This window comes from Lysinibacillus sp. JK80, from assembly GCF_027557635.1.
Taxonomy (GTDB): domain Bacteria; phylum Bacillota; class Bacilli; order Bacillales_A; family Planococcaceae; genus Lysinibacillus; species Lysinibacillus capsici.
In genome coordinates, this window is the sequence record NZ_CP058997.1 from 1,127,716 (window position 1) to 1,154,400 (window position 26,685).

Annotated in this window: 28 protein-coding genes; 1 reads left to right on the top strand and 27 read right to left on the bottom strand. The window is 39.5% G+C overall.

Annotation, left to right across the window (positions count from 1 at the left end):
- Window positions 1–20: 20 nt before the first annotated feature.
- The 15 genes from HXV90_RS06065 to HXV90_RS06135 all read right to left on the bottom strand — a co-directional run bounded on the left by HXV90_RS06065 (window position 21) and on the right by HXV90_RS06135 (window position 13,896).
- Window positions 21–1,832, bottom strand: coding sequence for an ABC transporter ATP-binding protein (locus tag HXV90_RS06065; protein WP_269898624.1), 1,812 nt, complete (start codon window positions 1,830–1,832; stop codon window positions 21–23).
- Window positions 1,829–3,562, bottom strand: a complete 1,734-nt coding sequence (locus HXV90_RS06070; RefSeq protein ID WP_269898625.1) for an ABC transporter ATP-binding protein — start codon at window positions 3,560–3,562, stop codon at window positions 1,829–1,831. The genes HXV90_RS06065 and HXV90_RS06070 overlap by 4 nt, the downstream gene beginning before the upstream one ends.
- 436 nt (window positions 3,563–3,998) lie before the next feature.
- Window positions 3,999–4,685 (bottom strand): hypothetical protein, encoded by a 687-nt coding sequence (locus HXV90_RS06075; RefSeq protein WP_269898626.1) that lies wholly within the window; start codon window positions 4,683–4,685, stop codon window positions 3,999–4,001.
- Window positions 4,682–5,176 (bottom strand): ECF transporter S component, encoded by a 495-nt coding sequence (locus HXV90_RS06080; protein WP_269898627.1) that lies wholly within the window; start codon window positions 5,174–5,176, stop codon window positions 4,682–4,684. The genes HXV90_RS06075 and HXV90_RS06080 overlap by 4 nt, the downstream gene beginning before the upstream one ends.
- 30 nt (window positions 5,177–5,206) lie before the next feature.
- Window positions 5,207–5,599 carry a bifunctional adenosylcobinamide kinase/adenosylcobinamide-phosphate guanylyltransferase gene (locus HXV90_RS06085; protein WP_269898628.1) on the bottom strand — a complete coding sequence of 131 codons (393 nt, stop codon included), beginning with the start codon at window positions 5,597–5,599 and terminating at the stop codon, window positions 5,207–5,209.
- Complete coding sequence (locus HXV90_RS06090) at window positions 5,551–6,147, bottom strand: histidine phosphatase family protein (protein WP_269898629.1); 597 nt, start codon at window positions 6,145–6,147, stop codon at window positions 5,551–5,553. Before HXV90_RS06090 ends, HXV90_RS06085 begins: the two co-directional genes overlap by 49 nt.
- Entirely contained in the window at window positions 6,120–6,896 is a 777-nt protein-coding gene (cobS, locus tag HXV90_RS06095; RefSeq protein WP_269898630.1) for an adenosylcobinamide-GDP ribazoletransferase, read from the bottom strand. Before cobS ends, HXV90_RS06090 begins: the two co-directional genes overlap by 28 nt.
- Window positions 6,897–6,916: 20 nt before the next feature.
- Window positions 6,917–7,492, bottom strand: a complete 576-nt coding sequence (locus HXV90_RS06100; protein WP_269898631.1) for a bifunctional adenosylcobinamide kinase/adenosylcobinamide-phosphate guanylyltransferase — start codon at window positions 7,490–7,492, stop codon at window positions 6,917–6,919.
- 12 nt (window positions 7,493–7,504) lie between these two features.
- Entirely contained in the window at window positions 7,505–8,113 is a 609-nt protein-coding gene (locus HXV90_RS06105; protein WP_269898632.1) for a histidine phosphatase family protein, read from the bottom strand.
- Window positions 8,110–9,204 (bottom strand): pyridoxal phosphate-dependent aminotransferase, encoded by a 1,095-nt coding sequence (locus HXV90_RS06110; RefSeq protein ID WP_269898633.1) that lies wholly within the window; start codon window positions 9,202–9,204, stop codon window positions 8,110–8,112. Before HXV90_RS06110 ends, HXV90_RS06105 begins: the two co-directional genes overlap by 4 nt.
- The gene (cbiB, locus tag HXV90_RS06115; RefSeq protein ID WP_048390628.1) at window positions 9,191–10,147 is read right to left on the bottom strand and encodes an adenosylcobinamide-phosphate synthase CbiB; all 957 of its coding nucleotides are present in this window, start codon (window positions 10,145–10,147) and stop codon (window positions 9,191–9,193) included. Before cbiB ends, HXV90_RS06110 begins: the two co-directional genes overlap by 14 nt.
- Entirely contained in the window at window positions 10,144–10,827 is a 684-nt protein-coding gene (locus HXV90_RS06120; protein WP_054548768.1) for an adenosylcobinamide amidohydrolase, read from the bottom strand. Before HXV90_RS06120 ends, cbiB begins: the two co-directional genes overlap by 4 nt.
- Window positions 10,828–11,031: 204 nt before the next feature.
- Window positions 11,032–11,217: a hypothetical protein gene (locus tag HXV90_RS06125; protein ID WP_048390624.1), complete on the bottom strand. Its 186-nt coding sequence runs from the start codon at window positions 11,215–11,217 to the stop codon at window positions 11,032–11,034.
- A 104-nt stretch (window positions 11,218–11,321) separates the two neighbouring features.
- Window positions 11,322–12,680: an aspartate kinase gene (locus HXV90_RS06130; RefSeq protein WP_048390622.1), complete on the bottom strand. Its 1,359-nt coding sequence runs from the start codon at window positions 12,678–12,680 to the stop codon at window positions 11,322–11,324.
- Between the two features lie 463 nt (window positions 12,681–13,143).
- The gene (locus HXV90_RS06135) at window positions 13,144–13,896 is read right to left on the bottom strand and encodes a glucose 1-dehydrogenase (protein WP_054548769.1); all 753 of its coding nucleotides are present in this window, start codon (window positions 13,894–13,896) and stop codon (window positions 13,144–13,146) included.
- A 202-nt stretch (window positions 13,897–14,098) separates the two neighbouring features.
- Between HXV90_RS06135 and HXV90_RS06140 the strand changes: the two genes are divergently transcribed.
- Window positions 14,099–14,710 carry a TetR/AcrR family transcriptional regulator gene (locus tag HXV90_RS06140; protein WP_009371039.1) on the top strand — a complete coding sequence of 204 codons (612 nt, stop codon included), beginning with the start codon at window positions 14,099–14,101 and terminating at the stop codon, window positions 14,708–14,710.
- Window positions 14,711–14,790: 80 nt separating this feature from the next.
- Here the strand turns inward: HXV90_RS06140 and HXV90_RS06145 are convergent, their stop codons facing one another.
- The 12 genes from HXV90_RS06145 to HXV90_RS06200 all read right to left on the bottom strand — a co-directional run bounded on the left by HXV90_RS06145 (window position 14,791) and on the right by HXV90_RS06200 (window position 26,520).
- The gene (locus tag HXV90_RS06145; RefSeq protein WP_054548770.1) at window positions 14,791–15,636 is read right to left on the bottom strand and encodes a hypothetical protein; all 846 of its coding nucleotides are present in this window, start codon (window positions 15,634–15,636) and stop codon (window positions 14,791–14,793) included.
- A 106-nt stretch (window positions 15,637–15,742) separates the two neighbouring features.
- Complete coding sequence (gene topB / locus HXV90_RS06150) at window positions 15,743–17,872, bottom strand: type IA DNA topoisomerase (RefSeq protein ID WP_054548771.1); 2,130 nt, start codon at window positions 17,870–17,872, stop codon at window positions 15,743–15,745.
- Window positions 17,873–18,035: 163 nt separating this feature from the next.
- The gene (locus HXV90_RS06155; RefSeq protein ID WP_054548772.1) at window positions 18,036–19,136 is read right to left on the bottom strand and encodes an alpha/beta hydrolase; all 1,101 of its coding nucleotides are present in this window, start codon (window positions 19,134–19,136) and stop codon (window positions 18,036–18,038) included.
- A 502-nt stretch (window positions 19,137–19,638) separates the two neighbouring features.
- Complete coding sequence (locus HXV90_RS06160; protein ID WP_054548773.1) at window positions 19,639–19,956, bottom strand: hypothetical protein; 318 nt, start codon at window positions 19,954–19,956, stop codon at window positions 19,639–19,641.
- 147 nt (window positions 19,957–20,103) lie between these two features.
- The gene (locus HXV90_RS06165; protein WP_269898634.1) at window positions 20,104–20,928 is read right to left on the bottom strand and encodes a copper amine oxidase N-terminal domain-containing protein; all 825 of its coding nucleotides are present in this window, start codon (window positions 20,926–20,928) and stop codon (window positions 20,104–20,106) included.
- Window positions 20,929–21,139: 211 nt separating this feature from the next.
- A complete protein-coding gene (locus tag HXV90_RS06170) occupies window positions 21,140–22,255 on the bottom strand; it encodes a hypothetical protein (protein WP_269898635.1) in 1,116 nt (371 codons plus the stop codon).
- Window positions 22,242–22,739 carry an RNA polymerase sigma factor gene (locus HXV90_RS06175; protein ID WP_016994968.1) on the bottom strand — a complete coding sequence of 166 codons (498 nt, stop codon included), beginning with the start codon at window positions 22,737–22,739 and terminating at the stop codon, window positions 22,242–22,244. Before HXV90_RS06175 ends, HXV90_RS06170 begins: the two co-directional genes overlap by 14 nt.
- A 243-nt stretch (window positions 22,740–22,982) precedes the next feature.
- On the bottom strand, window positions 22,983–23,486 hold the full coding sequence (locus tag HXV90_RS06180) for a hypothetical protein (RefSeq protein WP_269898636.1): 504 nt from the start codon (window positions 23,484–23,486) through the stop codon (window positions 22,983–22,985).
- A 138-nt stretch (window positions 23,487–23,624) separates the two neighbouring features.
- Complete coding sequence (locus HXV90_RS06185; RefSeq protein WP_333474120.1) at window positions 23,625–24,131, bottom strand: GNAT family N-acetyltransferase; 507 nt, start codon at window positions 24,129–24,131, stop codon at window positions 23,625–23,627.
- Window positions 24,132–24,221: 90 nt separating this feature from the next.
- Entirely contained in the window at window positions 24,222–24,452 is a 231-nt protein-coding gene (locus HXV90_RS06190) for a hypothetical protein (protein WP_048390606.1), read from the bottom strand.
- A gap of 1,007 nt (window positions 24,453–25,459) precedes the next feature.
- Window positions 25,460–25,771, bottom strand: a complete 312-nt coding sequence (locus HXV90_RS06195; protein WP_269898638.1) for a hypothetical protein — start codon at window positions 25,769–25,771, stop codon at window positions 25,460–25,462.
- 155 nt (window positions 25,772–25,926) lie between these two features.
- Entirely contained in the window at window positions 25,927–26,520 is a 594-nt protein-coding gene (locus HXV90_RS06200; RefSeq protein WP_269898639.1) for a VanZ family protein, read from the bottom strand.
- Window positions 26,521–26,685: the final 165 nt, after the last annotated feature.

The following is a 26,685-nucleotide window of genomic DNA, read 5'->3' on the forward strand; positions in this document are numbered from 1 at the left end:
AGATGTACCTTCATTATTCCCTATTCTACCTGCTCTAACAATAGTTTTTGTTGAAGGTGACGATAGATCCCCTGCTGCTGCATCAGCTCTTGGTGATTGCCCTGCTCGACAATTTCTCCCTGCTGAATCACGAGGATTTGATCGGCATTTTCGATTGTTTTCAGACGATGGGCAATGACAAAGCTTGTGCGTCCCTGCATTAAATGCTGTAAGCCTTTTTGAATATCGACCTCTGTTTGGGTATCCACGCTAGATGTCGCTTCATCCAAAATTAAAATATCGGCATTCTCTAAAATTGCACGGGCGATCGCAATAAGCTGACGCTGCCCCTGACTTAAATTGGCTCCTCCTGCCTGCACGGGTGTTTCGTATTGGGCAGGTAAATATTTGATAAAATGATGGGCATTCGCAATTTTTGCCGCTTCCACAACCTCTTCATCTGTCGCATCTAGCTTACCAAAGCGAATATTTTCACGAATCGTTCCCGAGAACAAATAGGTGTCCTGTAAAACCACACCAACTCTTTGGCGAATCGTCGCCATCTGATAGTGCTCAATATTATGCCCATCAATTAAAATCTCACCTTGATCGACGTCATAAAAACGTGTTAATAAATTGATAATCGTTGTTTTGCCTGAGCCTGTTGGGCCAACAAGAGCAAATGTCTCTCCTGCCTTGGCATGGAAGTCAATGTTTTTTAACACAGGCTTATTTGGCTCATAGCTAAATGATACTTGCTTGAAAACAACATCCCCCTTGAGCGATGCCGTCTTGATAGCATTAGGCTTGTCGGCTACCTCTGAGGGTTCATCTAGTATCTCAAAAACACGCTCTGCCCCAGCAATAGCAGACTGGAAGGTGTTTAATAGATTAGATAGCTGATTAAGCGGACGGAAAAATTGCCGTGTATAGGTCACAAAGGCGGCAATAATCCCCACTGTAACAATACTCTTTACTGCTAAAAAGGCACCTGTTCCGATGACGACAGCAAGGCCTAAATTATTCATAAAGTTATTAATCGGACCTAGTAAGCCAGAGGTAATTTCTGCTCGTTGGGCAGAGTTTCGTAGATTTTCGTTTTGCTGATCGAACGTATCAATCGTTTGCTGCTCCTTGCCAAAAAGCGTAAGTACCTCCGAACCTGTAATCATTTCCTCAATATAGCCGTTCATCTTCCCAAGATCCCGTTGTCGTGCTGCATAATTTTTACTGCTGCGTTTAATGATTTGCTTGGTTGTGAAAACGATTAGCGGAATAATAATCAATGTCACGATAGCTAATTGCCAGCTTAATGTAAACATGGCGATACTGACACCGATTACAGTTAAAATGGACGACACGATTTGCGTAACACTTTGCACAAGTGCGGTATTTAAATTATCAATATCGTTGGTCACACGGCTCATTAAATCCCCCAGTGCACGCTGATCAAAGAAACGTAATGTCAGTGTCTGAAGTTTTTGAAATAGTTCCAGACGCAATGTCCGAATGGTTTTCATCGCCACCTGAATCATGACATAGGTTTGCAGCCATGTCAGAATAGAGGCTACTGAAAAAATAACGGCCAACAGGATGCCTAAACGAATCGTTCCGTCGATATCCTTTTTCATAATATAATCATCAATAATATGCCCAATCATATAGGGCCCCGCAAGGCTTAAAAAGGTCGAGGCAATGACAAAAAAGATAGAGAAAAACAGCCCTATTTTTTGTTGCTTGACATAATGCCACACACGTGACAATGTCTCTCTTTGATTTTTCGCCTTCTCAGCTGGTCCCCCCATACGCGGTCCACGTCCAAAATTCATTTGCTTTGGTTGACCTTGACTCATCCTTGTTCACCAGCCTTTTGCTGTGACGCATAAATTGCTTGATAATGCGCATTTGATTGTAGAAGCTGCTGATGGGTTCCTTGCCCAACAATGTCGCCATCCTCTAGTACCAAAATAACATCTGCCTGCTGAATGGAGGCAATTTTCGACGCTACGATGAAGGTCGTTGTGTCTTGATAATAGGTGGCAATAGCTCGCTGCACTTGTTGTTCTGATGCACTATCGAGCGCTGACGTTGTATCGTCCAGCACCAAAATGGCAGGCTTTCGAATAAACGCACGACTTAATGCAAGCCGCTGCTTCTGCCCACCCGAAAGATTCGTAGCACCCTGTGATAATTCATGTGCTAAGCCCTTATCAAGTCGCTCTACAAATTCACTGGCGCAGGACGCCTCTAATGCCTGCTGTATGTCCTCAGCTGTAGCATCATCCTTACCGAGACGAATATTTTTTTCAATCGGTCCTGAGAACAATAATGCTTTCTGTGAGGTAAATCCGATATGCTCACGTAGGGTTGCGAGTGAGTAGGATTTTAGCGGTTTTCCGTCTATGCGTATTTCGCCACCAGAGGGATCAAATAAGCGAGGTAATAGCTTCACCAGCGTCGATTTACCACTACCTGTTTTCCCAATAATGCCGACCGTTTGCCCTGGTTTCACCGAAAATGAAATCTTTTTGAGGACATCCTCAGCTGTTTCATAGTAACGATAGCTCACCTGATCAAAGTCAATGGCCCCTTTTATTGGATCGGTCAGCACATGTTCCGCTTCCTTAACAGCAATCTCTTTGTTTAACACGTCCACAATGCGTTCTCCTGAAGGCAAGGCTCGCGCTATTTGCATCAGCACCATACTAGAGGACATCAGTCCATTTAAAATAATCGTTAAATAATTGATGAACGCAAGAATAACGCCAACTTGCAGTGTACCCGCGTCTACCTTAATGGCTCCAAGCCAAAGCGCGGCTACAATCCCTAGATTGACAACAAACATCGTAAAGGGTACAAGCACGCCGACAATTTGCTCAGCTGTAATAAAACGTTTCGTCAACGCCTCATTTAATTCTCCAAACTGTGCTACCTGTTGTGTTTCACGGCGAAAGGCTTTAACTACACGAATACCCGCCAAATTTTCCTGTAGCTTCGTATTGACGGCATCAATGGACTCCTGAACACGACGATACAATACACCCGAATACTTCGTAAAAAAATACATCGCTATAACCAACAATGGTACGATAATGAGCAATATGGAAAAAAGCTCACGTGCTGTGACAAACACAATAATCACTGCGCCGATAAAGAGCAAAGGCCCACGCACAAAAATACGCAGCATCATCATAAAGGCCCGCTGAATACTTTCCACATCACTCGTTAAAATCGTAATCAGCTTCCCCGTTGTAAAAGCATCTCGCTCCTTGGCTGAGTAAGTCATCATCTTCTCATAAAGAGCCTGTCGAATATCCGAGGCAAAATGAATCGCCGCCTTCGAGCTATAATACGAGCAACCAACCCCACCAATAAGTCCGAGCACTGCACTGCCAAGCATCCACACAAACATATTCAATACGTAACGATTATCCCCATTGGCAATCCCCGTATCAATCATATGTTGCATGATGGTCGGCTGAATTAAATCCATCGTCACCTCTAGCACCATCAATAACGGTGCAATCAGCGTGAAAAATTTATAAGGCCCCAAATACTGCCCTAATTGTTTAACTGCCTGCATACATTCGACTCCGTTCTATTCAAATCCCATTCGTTCCTTATTATAACTGAAAATCATTCCCATTTGATAAATAATTTTTCGGGTCTCGTAATATTATTGGAGTGGTTTGATTGTGGTGTAGTGTCTTCCTAAGGAGAAAAAATCTAATTTCTAAACAGATTTTGGAGGGTGGTGACTTTTTAGAGCGAAGTTCCACTTCTTATGAGCGGCTTTCATTTACTTTGGAGCGGGTTTGCCCTGCTTAAGAGCGACTTCCTCACACTACAGAGCGAGCCTTTTCCTTTACAAGCAACAGCCAGCTACTTTAGATTCAGCGTCATCCTGTTAATAAGTAAGGAACTACCCAGAGCAAGGATCATATCGAAGTAATATAGCACTCGCTCTGGATTATCTGGCCCTGTCCCAAGCTGCGATCATTTGCTCAAAATAAGCCCCATCACTTTTCAGAAATGCGTAGCTTCTCAAAATTTCGTAGGAAAATTTTTTGTGCCTGTGACTCATTGTCTGGAGCAATGCCGAGCAAAATGACTGTACAGGGGCCTGCTGATTTTGCACCATCAAGGGCGCATTCCACATGTCGCTCCCCAAACAGACGGGCAAATTCTCCTTGCAGCCCCCTCGATCCGACTGGCCATACTTGCTGAACAATTTCTGACTGCCATGCCTTGAAAACAGGCAGCAACTGCGCCACATCTTCAGGCTGTGCCAACACCTCTTCACCCACAAGCGGCAGGCCATAGGTGTACCAGCTAAGCTGATCGTGGTCAAATGCTCGACGCTGCTGCTGAATTTCTCCAAGCATTGTAACAGCTAAACCTGACTGCAATGTAGGCATATTGGATTCCGTACTCCCCGTAATGGCTGGGCATGTAAGACCTGCCTCTGCAAACACTTGCTGTATACCTTTTTCATAGCGAGACCATGCGGCATCTCCAGAAAAATTCGCAAGTAGAACTTGAATAGGTAGTGCCTGTGCAGCAAGCTGTTCTAAAAACGTTACACGGGCTGTCATGTAGGCTGTCAATTGGTCTGGTGCCGACACAACATCTTGCGGTTTTTGTCCAATGGCTGCGGCATTATCCATGGTCGCAATGAATGCCCCTACTTTCATCGCATTTCTCACTGTGCACGACCTTCCTTACGCACAAAAACTTTTGATAGGACGGGCATTACTACCGCAACAATGATTAAATTGATCACCGTTGCCATTAGAATACTACCTAAAGCACCCCAGAAAAATGCTGGACTAATAATAAAATAAAATGGTAGTGGCGCAACAATACCATTTAATACTAAGGCAACTGGCCATTTCCAAAAGTGCATGCCTTTTTTATGCATCTCCCCGAAGACCCATACGACAATCAACATTTCTACCGCAATAATAATATGTAAAGGTCCTAGGGGGAATCCAGATGTTAATGCTGTAATAAAATGGCCGATTAATCCAGCAACCCCTGCTAAGATGGGGGATAGAAAGACAACACCTAAAAAGGCAGGAGCCGAATCCAGTGCAGCCGTTGAAATAAACGCTGGTACTTTAATCATTGCTCCTACTGCACAGATGGCCGCTACCATCGCTGTCAAAATCAATTTTCTTAATTTTTGTCGTTCCATTTCTTTCCTCTTTTCTGTTGAATGTCTACTTTACTTCAATGGCTCAGCTATTCCATACCAAATCCGTACAACTTGCTCCGCTTCCTTGAACAAAGCTTGGTATAGACGACCACAGGTATCGCGTAGCTGTCGGGCTTGTTTTTCCATTGGCACAACCCCACGCCCCATATCCGTCACAATAAGTACGAGTGTGCAATGCTGCTCAAGCTCTTGTAATGTGGCTAGCACCTTTTGAACGATTAGTTCATCTTCCTCCAAGTTTTGTGTCACAAGCCATTTTTCTAAGTTCTTTAGGACAAGGACATTACAGGCGGGCGCTACCTCAGGTAGTTCGCCAGCAATCATAACCATCTGTTGCTGTTCATACAAGCGCCTCACATAGTCGGTTTTGCCGTTATAGGCACCTCCAATAAAGACATGCATCGTGCTCCCTCCTCCCAAGCCTTTCTTGTAAATGTTAAAACAAATTGTTTATCATGTGGCACCTGATAGGACCAAAAGGGCTGCTCTGTTGGCGCAAACGCAACAAGTAAGGCACGAATAACCCCACCATGAACCACTAAATAATAGCTATCCTCATTTTTCGGTAAATAATGAAATCCATCTACAACACGTTTCATAAAATCATCGAATGCCTCACCTTGTGGAGGGGGTGTACGGATTGGATCATCTATCCATGCCCGATAGTGAGCATCCATTTTTAGCTCCTCATAGGTTTTCCCTTCGAATGCACCAAAGTTCGTCTCTCGAAGGGATGCCTCTGCCTGGTAGCTAGCATTGGGAAAATAATGAGCAGCCGTTTGTCGACAGCGCTGTAGATCACTGCCATATACCTTTTTAACCATTGCATCCACAACAGCAAGCTTGACTGTATCTGCTAATGGTGCGTCCGTCCACCCAAGGTAACGCTTTTCAAGATTCTCTTTTGTAGGCGCATGCCGTATTAAGCACACAGTAACAATGTCACCCATAGCACCACCTCCATCCCTTCAATGGAGGCACCCAGTAAATCGCCAGATACTCCACCAAAATTACGCAACGTAAATTGTCGAAAAATAAAAAGTGCAATGGCTAAAACGACGACTAGGACAACAGGAAGAAGTAAGAACTGCGTGCTGATAAAAACAACCGTCATCGCCAATACGAGCGATAACAGCATGATCACTTTTAATCGATTAGCATTCATATGAGACTTAAAAAAATAAGCAAGACCTTTTTCCTTTGAGCAATGGAGTGACATAAAATAAAAGCTCATGCCCACCCTTGTTAGAAATGGAACGAATAGTACCATCCACAAGTCGAACTTCTGCTGCACAAAAAGCTCATGTAGAATAACAAATTTCCCCATTAATAAAAACACCACAGCCAATACTCCGAACGCTCCCACACGGGGGTCATCTAAAATCTCCAATCGTTTTTCTCGATCTCGATAGGAAAAATAGGCATCGCCCATATCAATAAAGCCGTCTAAGTGCAAACCACCTGTCCATAAAGCAAATAGCCCTATCACAGTGAAAGCTAGCATCACTTCACTGCTGGCTGTCCACTGCATAAGACTATAAAGCACAGCTGCCACCGTTGTTCCCATTAAAGCACCTACCCACGGTAAGCAAGCAAACATGCCTGTGATGGTGGACCTTGTTAGCGGAAGCTCTTTATGTACTGGCAATACCGTAAAAAATTGAAATGCCAGTAGGAGGCTATGCCAAAAATTTTTCATCCTCTTGCCTTCCTTCTTGATTATTTCCATCTCTTTACAATGCCATAGTTCATTTCATAGGCCTCCTGTGCCATAGAAACCAACCATTGATGGAACTGTCCGAGCGTTCGTCGGTATAATTCTACTTCATCACTAGCATAAGGAGGTTCATCAAACAGTTCATTGGATACCACAAAAAAAGTCAAATCCTTCTTCAGTAGTGATTGGATCGCCTGCTTGACGGCCTGTAGCTTCTTAGCTAAACAACCAGGCTGTTGTAAACAGGGTGTCCCCTTGTCATAGCCTTCGTAAAAAGCATTGGTCAGCCAAGTTGTCACGCAATCCCACAGCACCACATCTCCATCCTGAAGTGTCTCAAAGACTTCAGAAATTACATAGGGAGCCTCCACCGTCAGCCATTGAATAGGTTGTGCCTGGCGATCTGCCTGATGCCGTAAGATTCTTTTTTCCATTTCATGATCTAAGGCAATACCCGAAGCCAAATAGAGCAAGCGTTTCGCTGTACATGCCTGTGCCTCATAATGCTGAAGCGCTGCTTGCTCGGCAAAATGGGATTTACCACTACGTACACCACCTGTAATAAAAATAAGCGCCATGTAGGATACCTCCTATTGTAAATGATGTAAATTACCAATATCCTTCACAAGCCATTGTTGACCTTGCCGTTCAATCACTGTCACACTTGTCCCATGAATGTATGGGGCTGCCCACAGCTCACTAATGCTGCGCTGTAAAATAGCATTGATAATGCATTTAATCGTTACAGCGTGGGAGACGATGAGGATCGTTTCATTCTGATGTTGAGCTGCTATTTTTTTTAATGTAAACATCGCTCTTTCTGTCACGGCTCCAAAGCTTTCTGTATGACTCGCCACAAACTGCGCGGGGTAGTTCGTATATAGCTCATAATCAAGCTTATGTGTCGCCAGTATCTCGTCGATTGTCTGCCCCTGCCATTTCCCTAAATAAATCTCCCGTAAATCATCTTCATAGGCAATAGGTAGCTTGCGATTGGCCATCAAAATAGCCATCGTCTCTCTTGCACGACCACTTGAACTACAATAAGCAGCGGTAAAAGGAATCTGTTGCAGTTGCTTGTGAAGTTTTTCAGCCGCTGCTCTACCGTTTTCCGTTAATGGAGAATCCAGCCACCCCTGTAGTCGATGCTCCTGATTCCATTGTGTTTCCCCATGTCTTACTAGATAAAAAGTTGTCACTTTTCTCTCCCCTTATTTAGGTTAAACCACGTTTGTAGACAATTATGTAAAGATGTCATGGCTGCAATGTCTTTTATGCCAATACGGAACCACTCCCCCTGCAAACCTTGAAAGTTTTTTGTGTGACGCAGCACAACACCCTGTGCAAGACAATAGGTGAAAAAGGCGTCCGCTTGCTGTGTTTTCGGTAAGGAGAAGCACACATAATTCGTCACACTATTCGTTACTTGGCAGCCATTGTCCTGTAAGTAACGATGCAGCCATTCCCTTTGCGCTGAGGCATAGGTAATTGCCTGCTGACAATAGTGCTGCTCGTCTAAACAGCTTGCCCCAATTACAAGCGCAAAGGCATTTAAATTCCAATGCGGTAGCATTTCTTTTAAGGCGCTCACAATTGTAGCATGCGCAACCAAATACCCAAGTCGTAAACCTGGAATCGCATACATTTTAGTCATCGAACGAACGACAATAACATGTGGGTTTTGTGCACTAAACTGAATCAGCGAATGCGCCTCATCTACCCAATCCATAAATGCCTCATCGATAACAAGCTCACAGTTAACGATTGCTCCGTGTGCGATTAAGGCAAGTAAATCTTCCTTATTTGGCAGTACGCCAGTTGGATTATTAGGTGTACAAAGATATACAGCATCTGCCGTCAACATTTCCTGCTGTAGCTGCTCTAATGGCAATGTGTAATTGATAAAATCTGTCGCGACAATAGGAACGATCGTAGCACCTGCTGCACGCAATGTTCGCTCATACTCTGAAAAAGTTGGATGCACAATGATGACACGCTTATTGGCATAGCGTCTTGCTAGTACACTAAAAAGCTCTGAAGCCCCATTACCTAGTAAAATCGTATTCTTTGCTACTTGATGAAAAGCCGCGACCTTCGTTAAAAAAGGCTCCCCATCTGGATCTGGATAGCGCTGAATTAGTGGATAAAAAGTACGCCAACGTGCCTCCACAAAGGCTGGTGGTCCTGCCGCATTGACATTTTCGCTGAAATCATACACCACCTCAGGCATCGTTAAGCCTAATTGCTGATAAACATTTTGCGGATTTGCTCCGTGATTAGGTAACCGCATAAATTAACACCTCCACTGCTAACATAACAAGCGCAAACAGTACTGTGGCAATACGCATATGAATAATGGACGTTGCAATATGCTCTTTCGTTAATGGCACTAATTTTTCCCCCATAATTGCTCGATGAGAAACAACGCCCTGATACGTATTTTTTCCTCCTAGCTGTACACCAAGCTGCACTGCAGTCGCTGCCTCTAAATAGCCACTATTTGGACTAGGATGTTTCTTAGCGTCCTGTACCCAACGCTTTAAGCGCTTGCCAAGCGAACGATCTGTTTCATTTTTCGTACCAAGCACGATCAGTAAGCCTGTAATGCGACTTGGAATAAAATTCAGGACATCATCAAGCTTGGCTGAAAACATACCAAAGTCTTTATATTTTTCATTTTTATAGCCCACCATCGAATCTAAGGTATTGACAGCCTTATAGCCCCATAAACCAATTGCCCCAAATAGAAAGGCATAAAAGAGTGGAGCTGTCACACCATCACTTGTATTCTCAGAAACCGTTTCTACCACACCACGCACAATTTCATCCTCACCTAGTTTATCGGTATCACGTCCGACAATCCAAGACAGCTTAACACGTGCTTCCGAAAAATCCCCTTTGACAAGCGGCTCATAGACAGCCATCGCCGCCTCCTTCAAGCTCCGCTGTGCCAGTCCGATACCAATCAGCAGACCCTCTACAAGGATGCCAAAAATGATACTCACCTGATAGCTTAGTAATAGAATTAGCGTCACCACAAACATGGTCGTGCCAACAACAGCAAGTGCCATCACTGTCCCACGTAGCTTGCGCCATTTGCCCTTATTCCATAAAGCTGTTTGCGATTGAATCAAGTGTCCAATCCAGCGTACAGGATGAGGAAGCTTCGGAGGGTCCCCTACTACTAAATCAAAAATAAGCCCTATGATGCAGGCAATCACGATAGCAATCATTTAGACCTCTCCTCTTTATCTTTTTTGTATTTTCTAACCGCCTCACACATCGTTTCATAAACACCATAGCCAATGATCTTGCCAAGCATGGTGATGGGACCTGCATATTGATGGAAGTCCCCTTCTTCTGTCGAGGCAATAAGCAAGCTATCAGTAGATGTACCTGTAGCTAGCGTGCCTGTCGTAGGATCCGTAACACCTTCATCTACTAAAGCCTTGACCTTGGCTTCCGTAGTTGAAATCATTGCCTGAAAAAGTGCCTCATCAGACAGCTTGCCATTGATCAGCACCCAAGTATTAATGGTGCCTGCATGGTACTGCTCCTCTCGTTGAAAAGCACGGGTAATATCCACCGCATTGCCAAGCCCTGCGGTAATCATAATGACAAGGTGGATTCCCTCATATGTAAAGTCACGAATAGTCGCAAACTTGGCTTGGACAGCCGTCATCATAGCCACTGTATTGTCATGCGGGAAATGCTGTGCCTGCAAAAACTGCAGCAATTCCTGATGTGGCTGTCGTTCATCATAGGTAATAGGCACCGTTCGATTCATCAGATGCGTATAATGACCAAAGCCTGGGTTATGCATGGCTGAGGATACAACCTTCATGGCTGAAGCTGTTTGAAGGGCAACATAATTGTCAAAAATATCAATGCAATCCTTAGTAAGTATAGGCAATCAATCGCCTCCTCGCGATAAAGTTATGACGGAACATAAAAAAACAAATTCTTACAAAGAAGAATTTGTACGGTCGATTCTTTATTAAAATTTGAACCTTCTGAACATTTGTACAGAATAACAACTTCATAATACTCAAATTATTTATTTTCTTTGAAATTGTATCATAACTTTGGCTATTGTCACAATTCCATTTTCAAAGTGTTATTGCTGCTTTTGTTTGAGATTCTTAAAGCGGATGACAGAGCCGACGATAATAAAGACCCACCCAATGCCTATGTAAACAATTTTCATTGTTTTTGTCGATGACGGTAAAATATCCATAATCGTTAAACAGACAAAAAGTATCCCGATGATTGAAAAAAGCATACCGATTGTTAAATTCTTCACGAATAACCCTCCCAACTATGTACGCCCTCGATTTTACCGTATTCTCGGCAAAAAGAAAACACTAATCCAAGCAAGAAACACTTGGATTAGTGACGATTGTGTCATTATGCTTTTGCATGGGCAAAAAACTCTTCATATAACGCTTGTAAAATGCGGTTTTCATATTCCTGAAGGACACCAAACACGAGGCTCACTTCAGAAGAACCTTGATTGATCATTTCAATATTTGCGCCAGTTTTTGAAATCGCTGTGGCAGCACGGGCAGCTAATCCTGTGTTATGACGCATCCCTTCGCCCACAATCACGATCATGGAAAAACCGTGACGCATTTCTACATACTCTGCATGTAGCTCTTCTTTCACACGACTAAGAATGCGTGCTTCATTTTCTGGTGTTAGTTGATTCGAACGCATGATGACAGAAATATCGTCTAAACCAGATGGTGTGTGTTCATAAGAAATATTTTCATCTTCTAAAATTTGGAGTAGCTTACGTCCAAAGCCTACCTCACGATTCATCAAATATTTAGAGACATATAAAGTTGAAAAGCCACTGTCTGCCGAAATACCTGTAACTGGACGACCTGTTGCAGGACGGCTTGGTACAATACGTGTACCTGGGGCTGATGGATTATTTGTATTTTTTATGTTAACGGGCACCCCAATCTTGTAGACAGGCATTAACGCTTCATCATGGAACACTGAAAAGCCTGCATATGATAATTCGCGCATTTCGCGATACGTAATTTCTTTAATTTCCACTGGATCGTTGACGACTTTCGGATTCGCGGAGAACACACAATCCACATCCGTAAAGTTTTCATACAGCTCCGCTTCAACGGCTGCTGCTAAAATAGAGCCTGTAATATCAGAGCCACCGCGGTCAAATGTTCGCAATACGCCCGCTTTAGTGTAACCGAAGAACCCTGGGAACACAATAATTTCTTTTGTGTCTTTTAAAGGGGCTAAATTAGCATACGCTTCAGGTAATGCAAAGGTTCTTTCTGGTAAATCATTGACCACTAAACCTTCTTTAGGACTGACATAGCGTGCGGGCATACCAATGGCATTAAAGTAAGCTGCAATAAGCTTGGCGTTATTATCTTCACCTGCTGCTTTAATACTATCGATGAATAATTCCACATTTGTTTTGTCACCTTGTACACGTTCACGTAAATCTTCTGCGATTACGTCACAAATGGCATTATCTAGCCCCAAACCATCAGCAATCGCTCTAAAACGATCCACAACAGTTTGCAATTTTTCCTCTGTATTCTCTTGTAGTAACGCTGCATTTGCTAATTGTATTAATAGGTCAGTTACTTTTATATCGTCACCAGAACGTTTCCCTGGTGCTGAAACGGCAACAATCTTACGCGCCGGATTAGATTTTACAATGTTTGCTACTTTTTGTATTTGTTCTGCACTTGCTACAGATGTTCCACCAAATTTACACACGATCATATCTATCAAATCCTAACTTTTTCAAATTAATTGTATTCCTCCACAAAACAATTGACTGTACACAGTGTACAAATTATCGTTTCCTACGTCAATACAATTTAAAAAATTCACGCAATTTTTCGAGAAATATGGACAATTTTCGTACTGTTTGATTTATTATACGGATTTCACATGAAATAGTTAAGGTTTTTGTGAATTTTTTTTCGTGACGTTCACATAATCGTGAAATTTTCGGTTTTGACTTTCTTCTATATAAATGAAGAAAACGCTTACTCCATTTATGATATGCACAAATATCCACTATGTCTGTGCTATTTTTGTATGTATCAAGGATTCCTTCAGCAAGGCTTTTTCTTTTATTTATGAGGTTTTTCGCTCGTTCCTGAGGCCTTTATGGAGTGACTGTGGATATAAAAAAACTAGGCTCACGTCGAGTGATGCCTAGTTTTTTTTTGCTATTGGATTAAATGGCTGTCCAGCCGCCATCGATTACGAGCTCTGCGCCTGTCATAAAGCGGGATTCGTCTGATGCTAAGAACACTACGCCATAAGCTACATCTTCAGGTTCACCGAAGTATGGTAATTGCGTGTAAGCTTGATAGTATGGCAATGCACCGCCCTCTTCCATCGTAGGCGCTGTCATTGGTGTTACAATAATGCCTGGATGAACAGAATTCACACGAATTTTATCTTTACCATATTCAATCGCAGCCGATTTAGAAAGCACACGAAGCGCTCCTTTTGCTGCTGTATAGGGGCTTGTACCAGCCATTCCCACGATTCCACCGATCGAAGAAATATTGATAATTGAACCACCGCCAGCTTTTTGCATTTCAGGAATCATATATTTCATGCCAATGATACAACCATTCAGGTTAATATCCATAATTTTATTCCATTCAGCCATTTCCATGTTGGCAATTGTTTTAGGTGATGAAACGCCCGCATTGTTGACGAGGATATCTACTTTGCCATATGCCTTTACAGCCTCGGCAATCACTGCTTTCCACTCATCCTCAGAAGTAACATTATGTTGAAGACCAATAATGTCCCCACCATTTTCTTTAATTTCTTTTACTAAATTATTCAAGGGCTCGATTTGTACATCTGTTGCAATGACCTTTGCGCCTTCTTGTGCAAATAGTTTTGCCTCAGAAGCGCCCATTCCCATTGCTGCTCCTGTAATAATTGCTACTTTCCCATTTAAACGACCCATCATAAAACTCCCTTTCTTCTATATAAATGAACAATTCGTGAACACGTTAACAACTAGTTGTATTATCGACACGGTGTCGTTAATATAATTATAACGCGCAATTGAAAAAGGGCAAACAACACCAAAGCCCATAATGATGCTTTCACAACACTTGCAATCGGACTGTTGTTTAAATAGAAAATTTAATACAAGGAGCTTCAAAATGTCGAAAAAAATGGACCCTCGCGTCATCAGAACGCGCCAATTATTAAGAGATGCACTAGTGGCATTAATTGATGAACAAGGCTATGAAAAGATCACGGTACAAGATATTACACAACGAGCTACATTAAACCGTGCCACTTTTTATTTACATTACCGTGATAAATTAGACCTTCTCTATCAAAGCTCAGAAGAAGCCTTGCATGAGCTTGTAAGTAGTATTCATCCACCCTTCGAAGAGAAGAAGGATTTTGATTTATTACCAAATTATGACCAGCCACATGAGACATTTATGCATTTATTTGAACAAATAGCGCTGAATAGTAAGCTATACAAGGTCTATCTCACAGAAAAAAATATCCCTTATTTCTCCGATGGCCTTAAAGACATTATTATCAATTTTGTCTCGAGCGGCATTCAAATGATGGAGCCTGACGACCAAAAGCTGACCGTGCCGCGCGAAATGGCCGTCCGTTTTTATGCAGCCGCCTTTCTTGAAGTAATCGTCTGGTGGTTAGAAAATGATATGCCCTATACCCCCAAATTTATGGCGACCCAGTTAATGCGTATTACCATTAAAGGCCCTTATATTGACAACCCTTTTGAAAGATAAAGCAGAACACCAAATTTCAATTAACAACAAAAGGTAATCACAACGCAAATGTGATTACCTTTCTCTATTTGTCTCGAAAGTTATACGATTTTCATGTTTAATTCTCTAGTAGGGTTATAGAATTGTAACCATTTCTCCGCTTCACTGACCATCCACGTTCCAAATTCATTTAAAAACAATAACAAAACGTTCGTATCGATTATGGGTGTTATTGCATATTCAAGTGCCCTTCTCATGTCGCTTTCCTTGTCAGGGAAATATTCTGAGAACCGTTTGTAGGCGGGGTATAAATCCCTTGTATAGGTGTTTTCCTTTGTTATGACAAGTGCAAGCCCTGCTCTTACTATAATTTTCATAATCCACTTACAACAATCTTTAATATCCTCTCTATCCGAATTATCTTGAAGATCATCACAGGCATTTTTTATTTGCCCCTGCAAATGAATAAGGTGGTCATTCGCTAAAGCCTCGTTCGCTTTATATCTTGGTAATCGAGGTATTAAATCCTCTCCAAAGACACATATACTATGGGTTTGGAGGATGAAACTAATGATTGAAAAAGATGTCGTATTTAAAATATCTTCTTTGCCGAATACACTTAGCTCAATCCCATCTACACAATGATGGTTTTGAGTTAACGCTTGTTCTACTTCTTTTATCCGCTTTACCTGCTGTTTTTTAGGCTTATGCTTCGTGACCGCTATCGTGTCTAAGTCAGCTACTCCTTCAATACCTATACCCTTTGGAATCGATCCCCTTATATAAATGCTATGTAAGTCATCTTGGAGAAGGGTGCGATAGGTATGAACCACATCGTTGATGACAGCAAGAAAAATGGGGTTGATTTTATTCCAATCTGCATGATTAATTATGTATCCATCACTATCCGTCAGACATAAGCTGCCAATTTCTTTTATAGTCGTCATTACATCGCTCCTTTTAGGTGACGGATTTACTTAATAATGGATAGCATGTCCTATACAAACACACTATCCTACTTTCATGTTGGAAGTCCTTTGAAACTATCAGCATTTACTTTTCTTTAAATTCAAATTCAATTTTTCCTTCTACCAAACGGAGGGCTGCATTAAATTGTTTGCCATTCTTTGATTTAAAGCCTTTCATCATAGCAGTTTTCCCACTCTTACATAAATCATGGATGTTTTTTTCCGTTAGTTTTTTTCCTAATAGCCTTTGTGGGAACGTTTGCTTACAACCATTTTTATAATTCGAACATCCGTAAAAGCTTTTACGCAAGCCTATTTTCCCTTCCTTGCATGCTGGACACATGGCAATATCTTTGACCACGGCTGGTTTAAACTGCTCTGCTTCAATTGTCAGTGACTCTAACTGTTTAGGCACCTCTGCTATTAGTTGATGAATAAACTTGCCTATGCTCTCAATAAAATGCTTTGCAGAGCCTTCCCCCTTACCAATTTTATGTAAGTAAATTTCCCATTTAGCCGTCATGGAAGGACTTGACAGTAATGTTCCTTCAATTGCCTGACATAAAAGCTGTCCTTTCGGTGTAATGCTCACGATATTTTTTCGTACTTCAATAAATCCATGCTTCTTAATCGTCTCGATAATGCCACTTCGAGTTGCTTCCGTCCCAATCCCTTCAATCGATTTCAGCACCTCGATCTCCTCTTCATCCTCAACCGATTTACCACAGGTTTTCATCATCGTAATGAGTTGACCTTCTGTATAGGGCTTCGGAGGTGTTGTCGTGCCTTCTAAAATAGCAATCTTACTTTGTACCAGCTCATCTTGGAAGACAACAGGTAAAGACTCCTCACGCGCCTGCACCTCTGTCTCATTTGAAAATAATTCTTTCCAGCCTTTGACAAGCTCTGTTTTCCCTACTGTTTTAAACTCTACATTTTTGACATTCGTGATAATCGTTTTTTCATCGTATTCATAATCCTGATGAAACATAGCGAGTGTCGTATTGAGGATTTCAAAATAAATATTTCGTTCATCAGCATTCATGGATTGCAACGCTTTGGCGGTCGGTATTTTTTTCGTTGGAATTATCGCATAGTGCTCCCCAACATTGGCACTGTCGACATAGCGCTTGTTCTTCCCTCTATTGATTGGCTGAAATGCTTTTCCCACGAGCTGCTGATAGTTTCCTAATGATTCATTTAAATAAGCAAACTCATTATGTGTAATGAGCTGTGAATCGGTACGTGGGTAAGAAACGAGCTTTTTCTCATAAAGTGATTGCGTAAGTTTCAACACATGTGATGGACTGTATTTCCAACGTTTATTGGCAGCCGCTTGTAAAGTTGATAGTGCATGTAGTTTAGGTGGTGCCATACGCTTCGTTTTGTTCGTGACACTTGTAATGAGACCTGAATCATTCGGTTCAATCCCATGCTGTTGCAATAACTGCACTGCCTCAGCCCGCTCTTTTGTCTTTAGCTTCGCCTTCCCTTTATATACACCATGTTGAGCTTTAAATACCCCTTCGATTTCATAAAATTTTTCAGGCTTGAACTGTTCAATTTCCTGCTGTCTTTTATAAATTAAATAGACGGTTGGCGATTGTACTCGTCCGATGGAGATACTGCCCTTGAAGCCCTTTTTCTGCAACAGTAGCGTATAGAGGCGACTACAGTTCATACCTACTAGCCAATCGCTAATTTGACGCGTTTTGGCTTCTTGGTACATAAGCAAATCACGCTCATTACCTTGCATATGATTAAAACCTTTTCGGATTTCCTCTACTTCTAATGAATTGATCCATAATCGTTTAACTGGCTTATTTACTTTTGTCATTTTCAAAAGGGAGTAGAAGATATTTGAACCCTCACGTTCACTATCACAGCAGTTATAAATCATTGTTACTTGGGGATCACTAAAGATTTTTTTGACTGCATTGAATTGTGGATACATTTTAGAGACCACTTTATCTTCAAATTTTTGCGGAATGATCGGTAATGAAGCAAGCGACCACTTCTCCCATTCCTTCTGATATTCTTTCGGCTCCTTTAATTCAACAAGATGACCAACCGCCCAGGTAATAACTGCACCATGAGGAAAAGTAGCACAGGGTTCCAGTTCAATAAAGGTTTTCTCTTTTTGCTTCACTTTAAAGGCGTCTGCATATGCTCTTGCTTGAGATGGTTTCTCTGCTAATATAGCAATTTTCCCCATTAATCATCACATCTTCTTTACAATATTTTAGTAGCTTTTCTATAAAAACATAAAACTCAACTAATCAGATTAGTTGAGTTGATGGTGAAATACCTTCCTACTATTTTACTTTAAACCATATAAAATAGCACTTACTAAAATCTTTGAGCTCTTTTAAAGCGAATTATAAAGAAGCAAAAATTTTCTTTACCCATTCAAGATACGCTCGCATATAGTATTCCTGCTTAAAGCCATGATTCTGGTCCTCTGCTACTATCACAGTCACATCCGCGTCTGCGTTTCGTGCAGATTGGATATATTCCTGTGGACCTTTTACCCCGATTGCTAAATCCTTTGTCCCATAAGCTATAAACTGAGGTATATGAGCTGTTCTGAAATGCGTAGATAAATCTGTCTGCTGCAAGAGCTCTTCACGTTTTTCTGGATTTCTGACATCTTCATCATTAAAAGAAGCAAAGAGCATGGGCACATTATAGCGATACGTCAATGCAGGGTAAATCATAGCAGCAGATGCTACTTGATCATCAACAGCATCAATGGCATCAGGCTGATAACTAGCAGGAAACAGATTTTCTCCCTGAATAAGGTTAATAAAGCTACCCGTTTGATAGCCTCCAGCACTAAAACCTATTAAACCAATTCGATCTGGATGGAGACCATAATCATTGGCATGATAACGTAGAAATCGGACGGCACGCTGAACATCTAGCTGTGGAATAGGCCACTCATAGGGATTGGAACGATAGTGGAGAACGAATGCATTAATACCTGCTTTATTTAATGATGCAGCTACTTCCTTTCCTTCCGCTGTTCCTCCATCCATTTCCTTAAAGCCATAACCACCACCTGGCATAATAATGACGGCACTGTCACTGTTCGCTACCGTATAAGGAATCAGATAGGGCTCATCTTCATATGTTGATTTTTCATAGCCCCCTTCAATTTCATGGACATAGGTAAAGGTATCAATGGCCGCTTCATTGTCTTTATAGTCTTCTCCCACAATGCCAGTGGAAAATTTGAATGTCGCCAAAAGTCTGTTAGGATTGCCCTTAATATTCATATCATCAAGCTTACTTCCCGAATGATTACCTGCCACTTCTTCTCCCCAAATCTCCACCTTGTCTTCAATATCCGCAACTGGCTTGCCTGGTTTATTTCCTAACGGATTAATCACAAGAATAGCGTATCCAATCCCCATAAACAAAGTTAGTATAACTAGAAGGATTCCTGCTATCTTGGCTATTTTCTTCGCTACCCTCATCATCATAACCCCCATTAAATTTACTTATGTATCGTTTACTATTTATTATCTCGGGTAAAGGATTATTAACCTTTAGCTCATTCTTTAGCAAATAACGATTGAAGATCTTGTATAGCATCAATACAGGGTTGTATTCTTGCATTTTCTAATGGATTAAAATGACCTTACTAAAGAAATGTCTGAAGAGCACAAATTTTTTAAAAACTGCATACGTACCTTGCGTAAACTATATTATTAAAACACAACCATAATTTTTTCGGAGTAAGAGGTAGGTATTGTAAAAAAGAAGGAGGGATACGATGTTTGATGAAGCTGCATATTTTATTTTTAGAGCACTATTAATTTTAACGGTTTTGGTTGTTGTGGTTGGAATCCCACTTGGTGAAACACTGATTAGAAAAAAATAAAACTGCATCTAAATGGATGCAGTTTTTGATTTTTATCCTACTTTGTGTCGGTAATAGATTTTGGGATTGTTGAAATAATGAACTATATAGAAGTCTTAGAATGGATTTTCACCTTTTATAAAAGGAATAAAAACTACATAATTTGAACCAATAAAAATGAGCCAAAAGAGTACTGATGTACGTCGCTGTTTAAAGATATTACTTTCCTGAAAAATAAAAATACCGACAATCAACGAGTATAAGACGAATAAAATATACGATAATCCAAACCAGTTTACCCATACGTCACCTGTAAATTGAATTCCAAAATTCTCGTATATAGGTCTTAAAATATAAGTTGTGAAAAGTAAACCAATCGATAGAATTACAATAATTTCGAGTAAACTAAGTACAACTTTCTTCCATTCATCCAAATAAATTACCTCATTTCTTCTGACAACATGAAAATATAAACCTGCGTAATGGTACAAACAAAGTTGCAATGTTGTTTAAGTAGAAAAAGGCTCTACTCCTTATTAAAGTAAGTCCGTTAAAACAATAGTAAAACACTATTATCCACCTTAAGGAACTGTATTACTCATAACCGTCACAAAGCCGTTCAACGAGGCTGTATCAATTAATTGAAGTATTCCCAGTCTTGCGGTATCACTGTAGACATACCAATGATTTGCAGTAGTATCATGCACCAAAACTCCGCCCAAGTCCCCCGTGGAAAAATAAATATCAAACCGTTTGATACTGTTCGAGTCTTGGTCTAAAAAATCAAATTGCGCATTTTTATCATAGTCTCCTACTGGAATGGGATGAGAATTCCAAGGATTATAAGTAGGTGCTTCGATTTTACTTCCATTATTTTTTATAAAAGTATTATAAATAGCTTCGTTATAACCATTCCCATTGATTTGCTGTACGACTCCGCCTAATGTCATATGATATTCGTATTGCAATGCTTTTACTTTTATACCATCAATAAAGAGAGGCTGTGTCTCAACCGTTACTGTACCGTTTTTGTAAGTGATATTGCTGCCAAATGTTTCGGCAAGAAAACGCATCGGAACAAAAGTACGATTATTCTTCATATATGGCTTTACATCAAGCGTTTCTGTTTTACCGTTTTTCTCCACTTGATTACGATTAAGTTTTAGTGTTACCTGTATATCGTTTTTAGTAAGGGTGATTTGGGCATCCGTCCATACAACATTTACCCCTAAATTTTCACTAATTACACGTAAAGGAACCATTGTCCGATTACTTTTAACTTCTGGATTTACATCAGATGCAATTGTAACACCGTCAACTTTTATTTGAAAATCGGCTGCATATGCCGGTGACGAAGTCATGATTAGAATCAACCCAAAAAAAATTCCTGAGAACACTTTTTTCAACTTTGAACACTCCTTTTCTTAAAACTCACTATTCTCCCAAAAAATACATTCCACTAAATATTTTACCATAAAAATCCACCTATATCGTTAAACTATCCTGCTCTTTATTCAATCTACATGACCCATAAAAGAAGACGCGTTTCGAATTAAACGCGTCCGATTGTTAGATAAAGATACTGATGAAAATTAGAATTGATTCCTTTCTAAAAACCTAATAAATTCCCCTACTAAAGGATGGCTGCCAAATCCCTTGGGCATTTTTCTCCATACCTAGCTCAATTGGTCCTTCAAGTGAAATAAATTTTACAACTCCTGTTGTATCTGTTTGTTGCTCAAACTCCGCATGTTCTAGCCCAGCAAAGAGGTTTGCAATAATAAGGCGATTTATTTCCTTTGTAAACAACTCCTGACGTACGATTTTCGTTTTCTCATAATATCTTCGAACACTTTCTGTTTCTTCGTTCTTATTTGTTGTAAACAATGCTTCGTATGTTTCATAATCTTTTTCAATATCACTCAATAAAAACATTTTAGTAATCGCTTGGGGTGTCATATTTTTTAACTTTTCAATATTATAATCCGCTTTAAAGGCATCAAAAACCTGCTGCTCCTGTTCAGACAATTCAAATGTTAGCTCAAAATTTTGGAAGCCTACGACCTTACCGACTAATTGCCCCTCACTAATTTTCATAATCGTATGGCCTTCGTCACTATCATAAACAACCATTTCTTTTTCTTTCGCAGAAATCGATTTGTCATTGAATGGCGCTGGTCTTGTTCCAAAGTTATGAAAAAAGTAAGGGTTTTTCAATGGGTCATTGATATCCTCTTTTTTTATTTGCTCATTTAATCCATGTACTTTTAATGGGGTATCCTCTACTAAAATTTGCCCTTGCTTCATTGTTACATGATCATTCCCTAATCCTAATACAGTTGAAACGACAAGCCCATCCGTTCCATAAAAAGCAATATAATCTCCATACGTAATGGGGGCTTCCTTATCGATAATCATTGGTAAAAAATGCAGCATCCATTGTTTTCCAAGTAGATGGGCATATTTCGGTTGAATGATGTCTAACGAAGAAACATCATCGACAATCGGTAGTAGCTCATTTTGCTCACTTGCGGTTTGTAGGTTATTCTTTTGAGAAAACTCAACGAATAGCATTAACCCAATAATGAAACAAGCTGCAATAGATACGGTGACAACCTGCCAGTTGAACTTTCTTTTTATGGGTTTCTTTTGCAATATACGTTGCTTGATGTCGTTTGTAAATGGGGCATCTTGTCGCAATTCTTCTTTTAGCTTGTCTTTAAATTCCTTCATAAAATATTGCCTCCAGTTCCGGATTTGTTTTCAACAATTCTCTCGCTCGACGAATCCTTGTACGAACGGTGTTTTGTGAGACGTTTAATAAACTAGCAATTTCAGAAACATCAAATTCTTCATAATAAAACAGTACAATGACTTCCCTATAATGAAGTGGTAATGCAAAGACAATTTGCTTTAAAGTTGCAAAATCTTCAGTTGCTATATATGTTTGCTCTACGGAGGGTTCAGTTCTACCTAGTGGTAAAAGCTTTGAAATAAATGATTTTCTCTTTTGTTTACGTAGTTCATCGTGACAGCAATTAATAGCGATACGGGTTAAATACGTTTTCAATGAAGCATCTTTTCTAAAATCGTCTTTATGTAATAAGTACTTCATGAGTACGTCCTGTGTAATCTCCTCTGCAAGCTGAAAATCCTTCATATATAAATAGCTAAGATGATACAAATATTCACCATATTGTTCTACGATTTGTTCCAACAACAACTCACCTCGTTTCAATCCTACTACTTAGACGCTCGTTTTCTAAAAAATTGTTCAATCTCCTGGAAATATTTTAGAGTAGCCTTTTTATCAAGATTGCAGTAGTATGCAATGCACTTCTAGATGATGCAACAGTACCTATGTATTAGATGGGCTTACTGATAGTGGCCCTTTTCATGAAGAAAGACGCTTTTCTATTATTTCAGAAAAGCGTCCCAGAAGATCGTTATTCAACTTTAACTATAGTTCGTTCAAGAAGGACTTTTCTTTTTTCGATTTGTTAAATAAATCTATTCTTTCTTTTATACTTTCGTTCTTACTAGTATCCCACCATTCAACGACCACATAAATCTCATGTATATCTTTCAGTGTAATAAAGTCACCATTTTTATTGATGTATGGCCCTGCAATAGCACCAGTTGTATATTCTGCTATATTCGTCTCACCAGTAACTGAATCAGTATGAACTACTGAATCATCACTCTCGATAACCACATGCGTTTCAAAGTGGAAGAAATCTGTCATATACGTATTGACGTTTTTCATTTTTAAGGTCCCAAATCTTGCTTTAAAGTCTTCTGGTGTGATAACAATTTCATACCCAGTTAGATTCCAGCTTTCACTTTCACCCATCAATAATAAATAATAAGTATTACCACTTTTTTGAGCATTGCAGCCAGATAGTACAAAGAACGACAACATCAAATAAATGCAAGGTACTAAACCTTTTATATATTTCTTCATTCAATCCCCCTTATAACATTCCTTCTATAAAATAAATATCTAATTCCCAAAAGAATGCTATTCAACTCTTTAAAAGAAAAAGACACGTTCCTATATTAACGCGCCCTTTTCTGGAATAAAAAATGAGTTACTAACTATTCATAAACTTTTGTAGGCAACTTGAACGATTTGTTGTTCACCATTCTTCTCAAAAATCTTATAATTTTCCATCCCGATTTTTTCCGCAACTTTTTGGGATGGGATATTTTTTAAGGTCGTGTATGAAAATATTTCAGAATAGCCCAGAACATTCCATGCATATTCCTTACAAGCAGATGCCGCTTCTGTCGCATACCCCTTATTCCAATACGCTTTAATAATGTGAAAACCGATTTCAGGTAACCATACACCATCAATGTTCTGCATGGTTATTCCACAATCACCGATAAATAGATCTCCTTCTTTTAAAACAACTGCCCATAGTCCGTGATTATATTGCTTATAATTTTTCTCATTCCATCTGATCCAATTTTTAACCTCTCCTTGATTAAAGGGATGAGGGTAATATTGCATAGATTCGGGGTCGGAAAGCACTTTTGATAATTCATGATGATCGTCCATTTTTAACGCTCTAAGGTATAATCGTTCCGTCTCGATTATCTTCAAATTGCCCACCCTTTGCTTTTAATATATTTTGCTACAATATTTCATTTAGAAATGTGCAGTACCTGTTTTTACCCATTTGAAGCCAAAATTTTACCCAAAGTAATGATGGACACACCAAACAAACAGAAACAGACTTACTATCCCCCAAGCAGTGGTACTCCATATCCACCAAACTACAGATCTTGCTTTTGATGAATTTCCCTCTTCTTCCATATTCAATTTTATAAAAGCGACCTTACTTTCCATACCTTTTTTCATAGAAGCGAGCACAACAAATCCAATTATTATGAAACCAATAGTTACCCAAAGTAGTAGGTCCACCTTTACACTCCCTTTATAGAATTGAATTTCACCGCAATTTATTATAATAATTAGATTCTACAAAGATAACAATATACCTTGTGTTAATTCAAGTGCGTTTAAGTATATCATGTATTAAAATGCTGAAACTTAAAGTGCCAGAAGCTTTGTTTGGAAACTTTACTTAAAAGAATGTTATTCAACAATTGGACCCAATATATGCCCCTTAAATGAAAAGGAGCAAAATAGATGGCCCTATCCCTCACTTTGGCTGCTCTATCCATCACTTTTCACGTTGTATCCGCTACTTTTCATGTTTTAACCACTACTTCAGAGCCTATCCCTCACTTTGCCTACTCTATCCATCACTTTTCACGTTGTATCCGCTACTTTTCATGTTTTAACCGCTACTTTAGAGCCTATTCCTAACTTTGCCTGCTCTGCCATTTGAGTGGTTGAACTAGAGTCATAAAATAAACCGACCCAATGGATCCGCCAAGTGCAATTAATTGCATGTGACGCGTACTTAATTCCCGCTTTAGTTGTGAATCTTGATGATTATCTTTCATAATGCTTACTCCTCATACGTTTAGATTTTCAAATACTTGTTCAAAAAAGGAATAAAAAAAACGCCCTTTTGGATTAACCAAAAGGACGATTCAACTCGTGTTACCACCTTTAATTTATAAGCAATTCACATTACTTACCTTAAGAAGTACGGTCATTTGACGATACTCTCGCACATGATTACGGGTGTAGCCTACTTAGAATGATCTTTTCGGTACACAGCTCCAAGATGAATTCTCACTCGTTTTACATGCACCTCTCATCAACCGGTAGCTTTCTGTTCGTAAAAATAATTGATACTATTTTTTTCATAGCCTTTGTTCTAGCCATCTCACGAGAAAGAGTAGATTTTCGCTAAATAAAGCGCCCGATTGTAAAAGTCCCAAAAATTACCATTCTCTTCATTACACTCTCTGAAAACCAAAAATATATTTCAATCATACGAACAGGCAACGAATATCTTACTTTTTGTTCTTTTGATATACAATAAAAGTAAGGCCATTTAATAGCAATGTAAAAATGAGAAGAACTGCTGTGGCTATCACGACTGCTCGTGTCGTGTCCATGAGTGCCGTCCAATCCTCAATTTTTACTAAATGATAATTATAAAACATCTGAAAACTAATTGAAATAGCGCAGGCACTGATGCTGAGAACGGCAAGGATACCCCAATTAGAATGTTCATGTTTTTTATTTCCCATTAGATAGAAAACTGGAAGTATCCAAGCGACTAGTCCAAGTAAGAGACTGCCAATATTAAGCCAACCAATCATAACGAATCCCTCTTTCTATTTGTATTACCATTTAACAATACTTAACGGTAAATTGTAGGAAAGGTTTCAAATAACTGTATTATTCAACAATATCGACCTTTAAAAGAAAAAGACACGTTTATAAATAAACGCGCCCAATTGCCGAAAACTATTATTCAATTAAAACTACCATTATAAACTTTATCTTTTCGCTTCATTTGTATGTGCATAAATATTTTCACTATTAATATACCAATTATTCCACCAAGTATATTACATAACAAGTAGATAGCATCTATAGAACTAATGTTCCTAGGAACTAAACTAAACGACCCTAATAGTAGACGTAAAAGCTCTGTACCTAAACAACACAATATCACTAGAAAAATGGCTTTATTTATATTTTTAAAATGGAAAAGAACGCATAAAAATATCCCTAAAGGAAGTAATAATAAAAAATTATAAACTATAGATGAATAGCTCCACAAATACATATTGAAGTGGATACTATCAAAAATTCCAAACCAATCATTAGCTGTAATAAAACGTCTACTCTTGTCTGCTGGATTTAGAGGTAAAAGTGTTATTCCCCCTACTTTAATTTGAAGTAAACATAGTAAATAGAAGAGAAAGCTGTATAAAGTAACACGTCTTTGATTACTCTTGATTTCTTTTCTAAAGTAATCAAGAAATACATCTATAAAAATATAGACCAACAACACTAAAAATCCGAAAGGAACAATATTATATAGAACATAGTTTGTATGCAAGTAAACACCTCCCAAATTTTGTAACAACTATCATTTTACTTATTTTAACAATGTTAGTCAAATAGTGTTCTTCCACTACCATTTTTTCATTTAGCTGTTTTTATTGTCATTATAAAAAACACCCCCATAGACCACCATATCTATAGGGGAAAAAACGGTACGATA

Coding starts and splice junctions, on each gene's coding strand:
- HXV90_RS06170 (WP_269898635.1), bottom strand. CDS start 22,255: ATGAAGGAATTTAAAGACAAGCTAAAAGAAGAATTGCGACAAGATGCC.
- HXV90_RS06070 (WP_269898625.1), bottom strand. CDS start 3,562: ATGCAGGCAGTTAAACAATTAGGGCAGTATTTGGGGCCTTATAAATTT.
- HXV90_RS06085 (WP_269898628.1), bottom strand. CDS start 5,599: ATGCATGTCTTTATTGGAGGTGCCTATAACGGCAAAACCGACTATGTG.
- HXV90_RS06195 (WP_269898638.1), bottom strand. CDS start 25,771: ATGATTGGTTGGCTTAATATTGGCAGTCTCTTACTTGGACTAGTCGCT.
- HXV90_RS06080 (WP_269898627.1), bottom strand. CDS start 5,176: ATGGAACGACAAAAATTAAGAAAATTGATTTTGACAGCGATGGTAGCG.
- HXV90_RS06180 (WP_269898636.1), bottom strand. CDS start 23,486: ATGAAGAAATATATAAAAGGTTTAGTACCTTGCATTTATTTGATGTTG.
- HXV90_RS06110 (WP_269898633.1), bottom strand. CDS start 9,204: ATGCGGTTACCTAATCACGGAGCAAATCCGCAAAATGTTTATCAGCAA.
- HXV90_RS06145 (WP_054548770.1), bottom strand. CDS start 15,636: ATGACGACTATAAAAGAAATTGGCAGCTTATGTCTGACGGATAGTGAT.
- HXV90_RS06155 (WP_054548772.1), bottom strand. CDS start 19,136: ATGAGGGTAGCGAAGAAAATAGCCAAGATAGCAGGAATCCTTCTAGTT.
- HXV90_RS06130 (WP_048390622.1), bottom strand. CDS start 12,680: ATGATCGTGTGTAAATTTGGTGGAACATCTGTAGCAAGTGCAGAACAA.
- HXV90_RS06140 (WP_009371039.1), top strand. CDS start 14,099: ATGTCGAAAAAAATGGACCCTCGCGTCATCAGAACGCGCCAATTATTA.
- HXV90_RS06100 (WP_269898631.1), bottom strand. CDS start 7,492: ATGGCGCTTATTTTTATTACAGGTGGTGTACGTAGTGGTAAATCCCAT.
- topB (WP_054548771.1), bottom strand. CDS start 17,872: ATGGGGAAAATTGCTATATTAGCAGAGAAACCATCTCAAGCAAGAGCA.
- cobS (WP_269898630.1), bottom strand. CDS start 6,896: ATGAAAAATTTTTGGCATAGCCTCCTACTGGCATTTCAATTTTTTACG.
- HXV90_RS06135 (WP_054548769.1), bottom strand. CDS start 13,896: ATGGGTCGTTTAAATGGGAAAGTAGCAATTATTACAGGAGCAGCAATG.
- HXV90_RS06065 (WP_269898624.1), bottom strand. CDS start 1,832: ATGAGTCAAGGTCAACCAAAGCAAATGAATTTTGGACGTGGACCGCGT.
- cbiB (WP_048390628.1), bottom strand. CDS start 10,147: ATGATTGCTATCGTGATTGCCTGCATCATAGGGCTTATTTTTGATTTA.
- HXV90_RS06090 (WP_269898629.1), bottom strand. CDS start 6,147: ATGGGTGACATTGTTACTGTGTGCTTAATACGGCATGCGCCTACAAAA.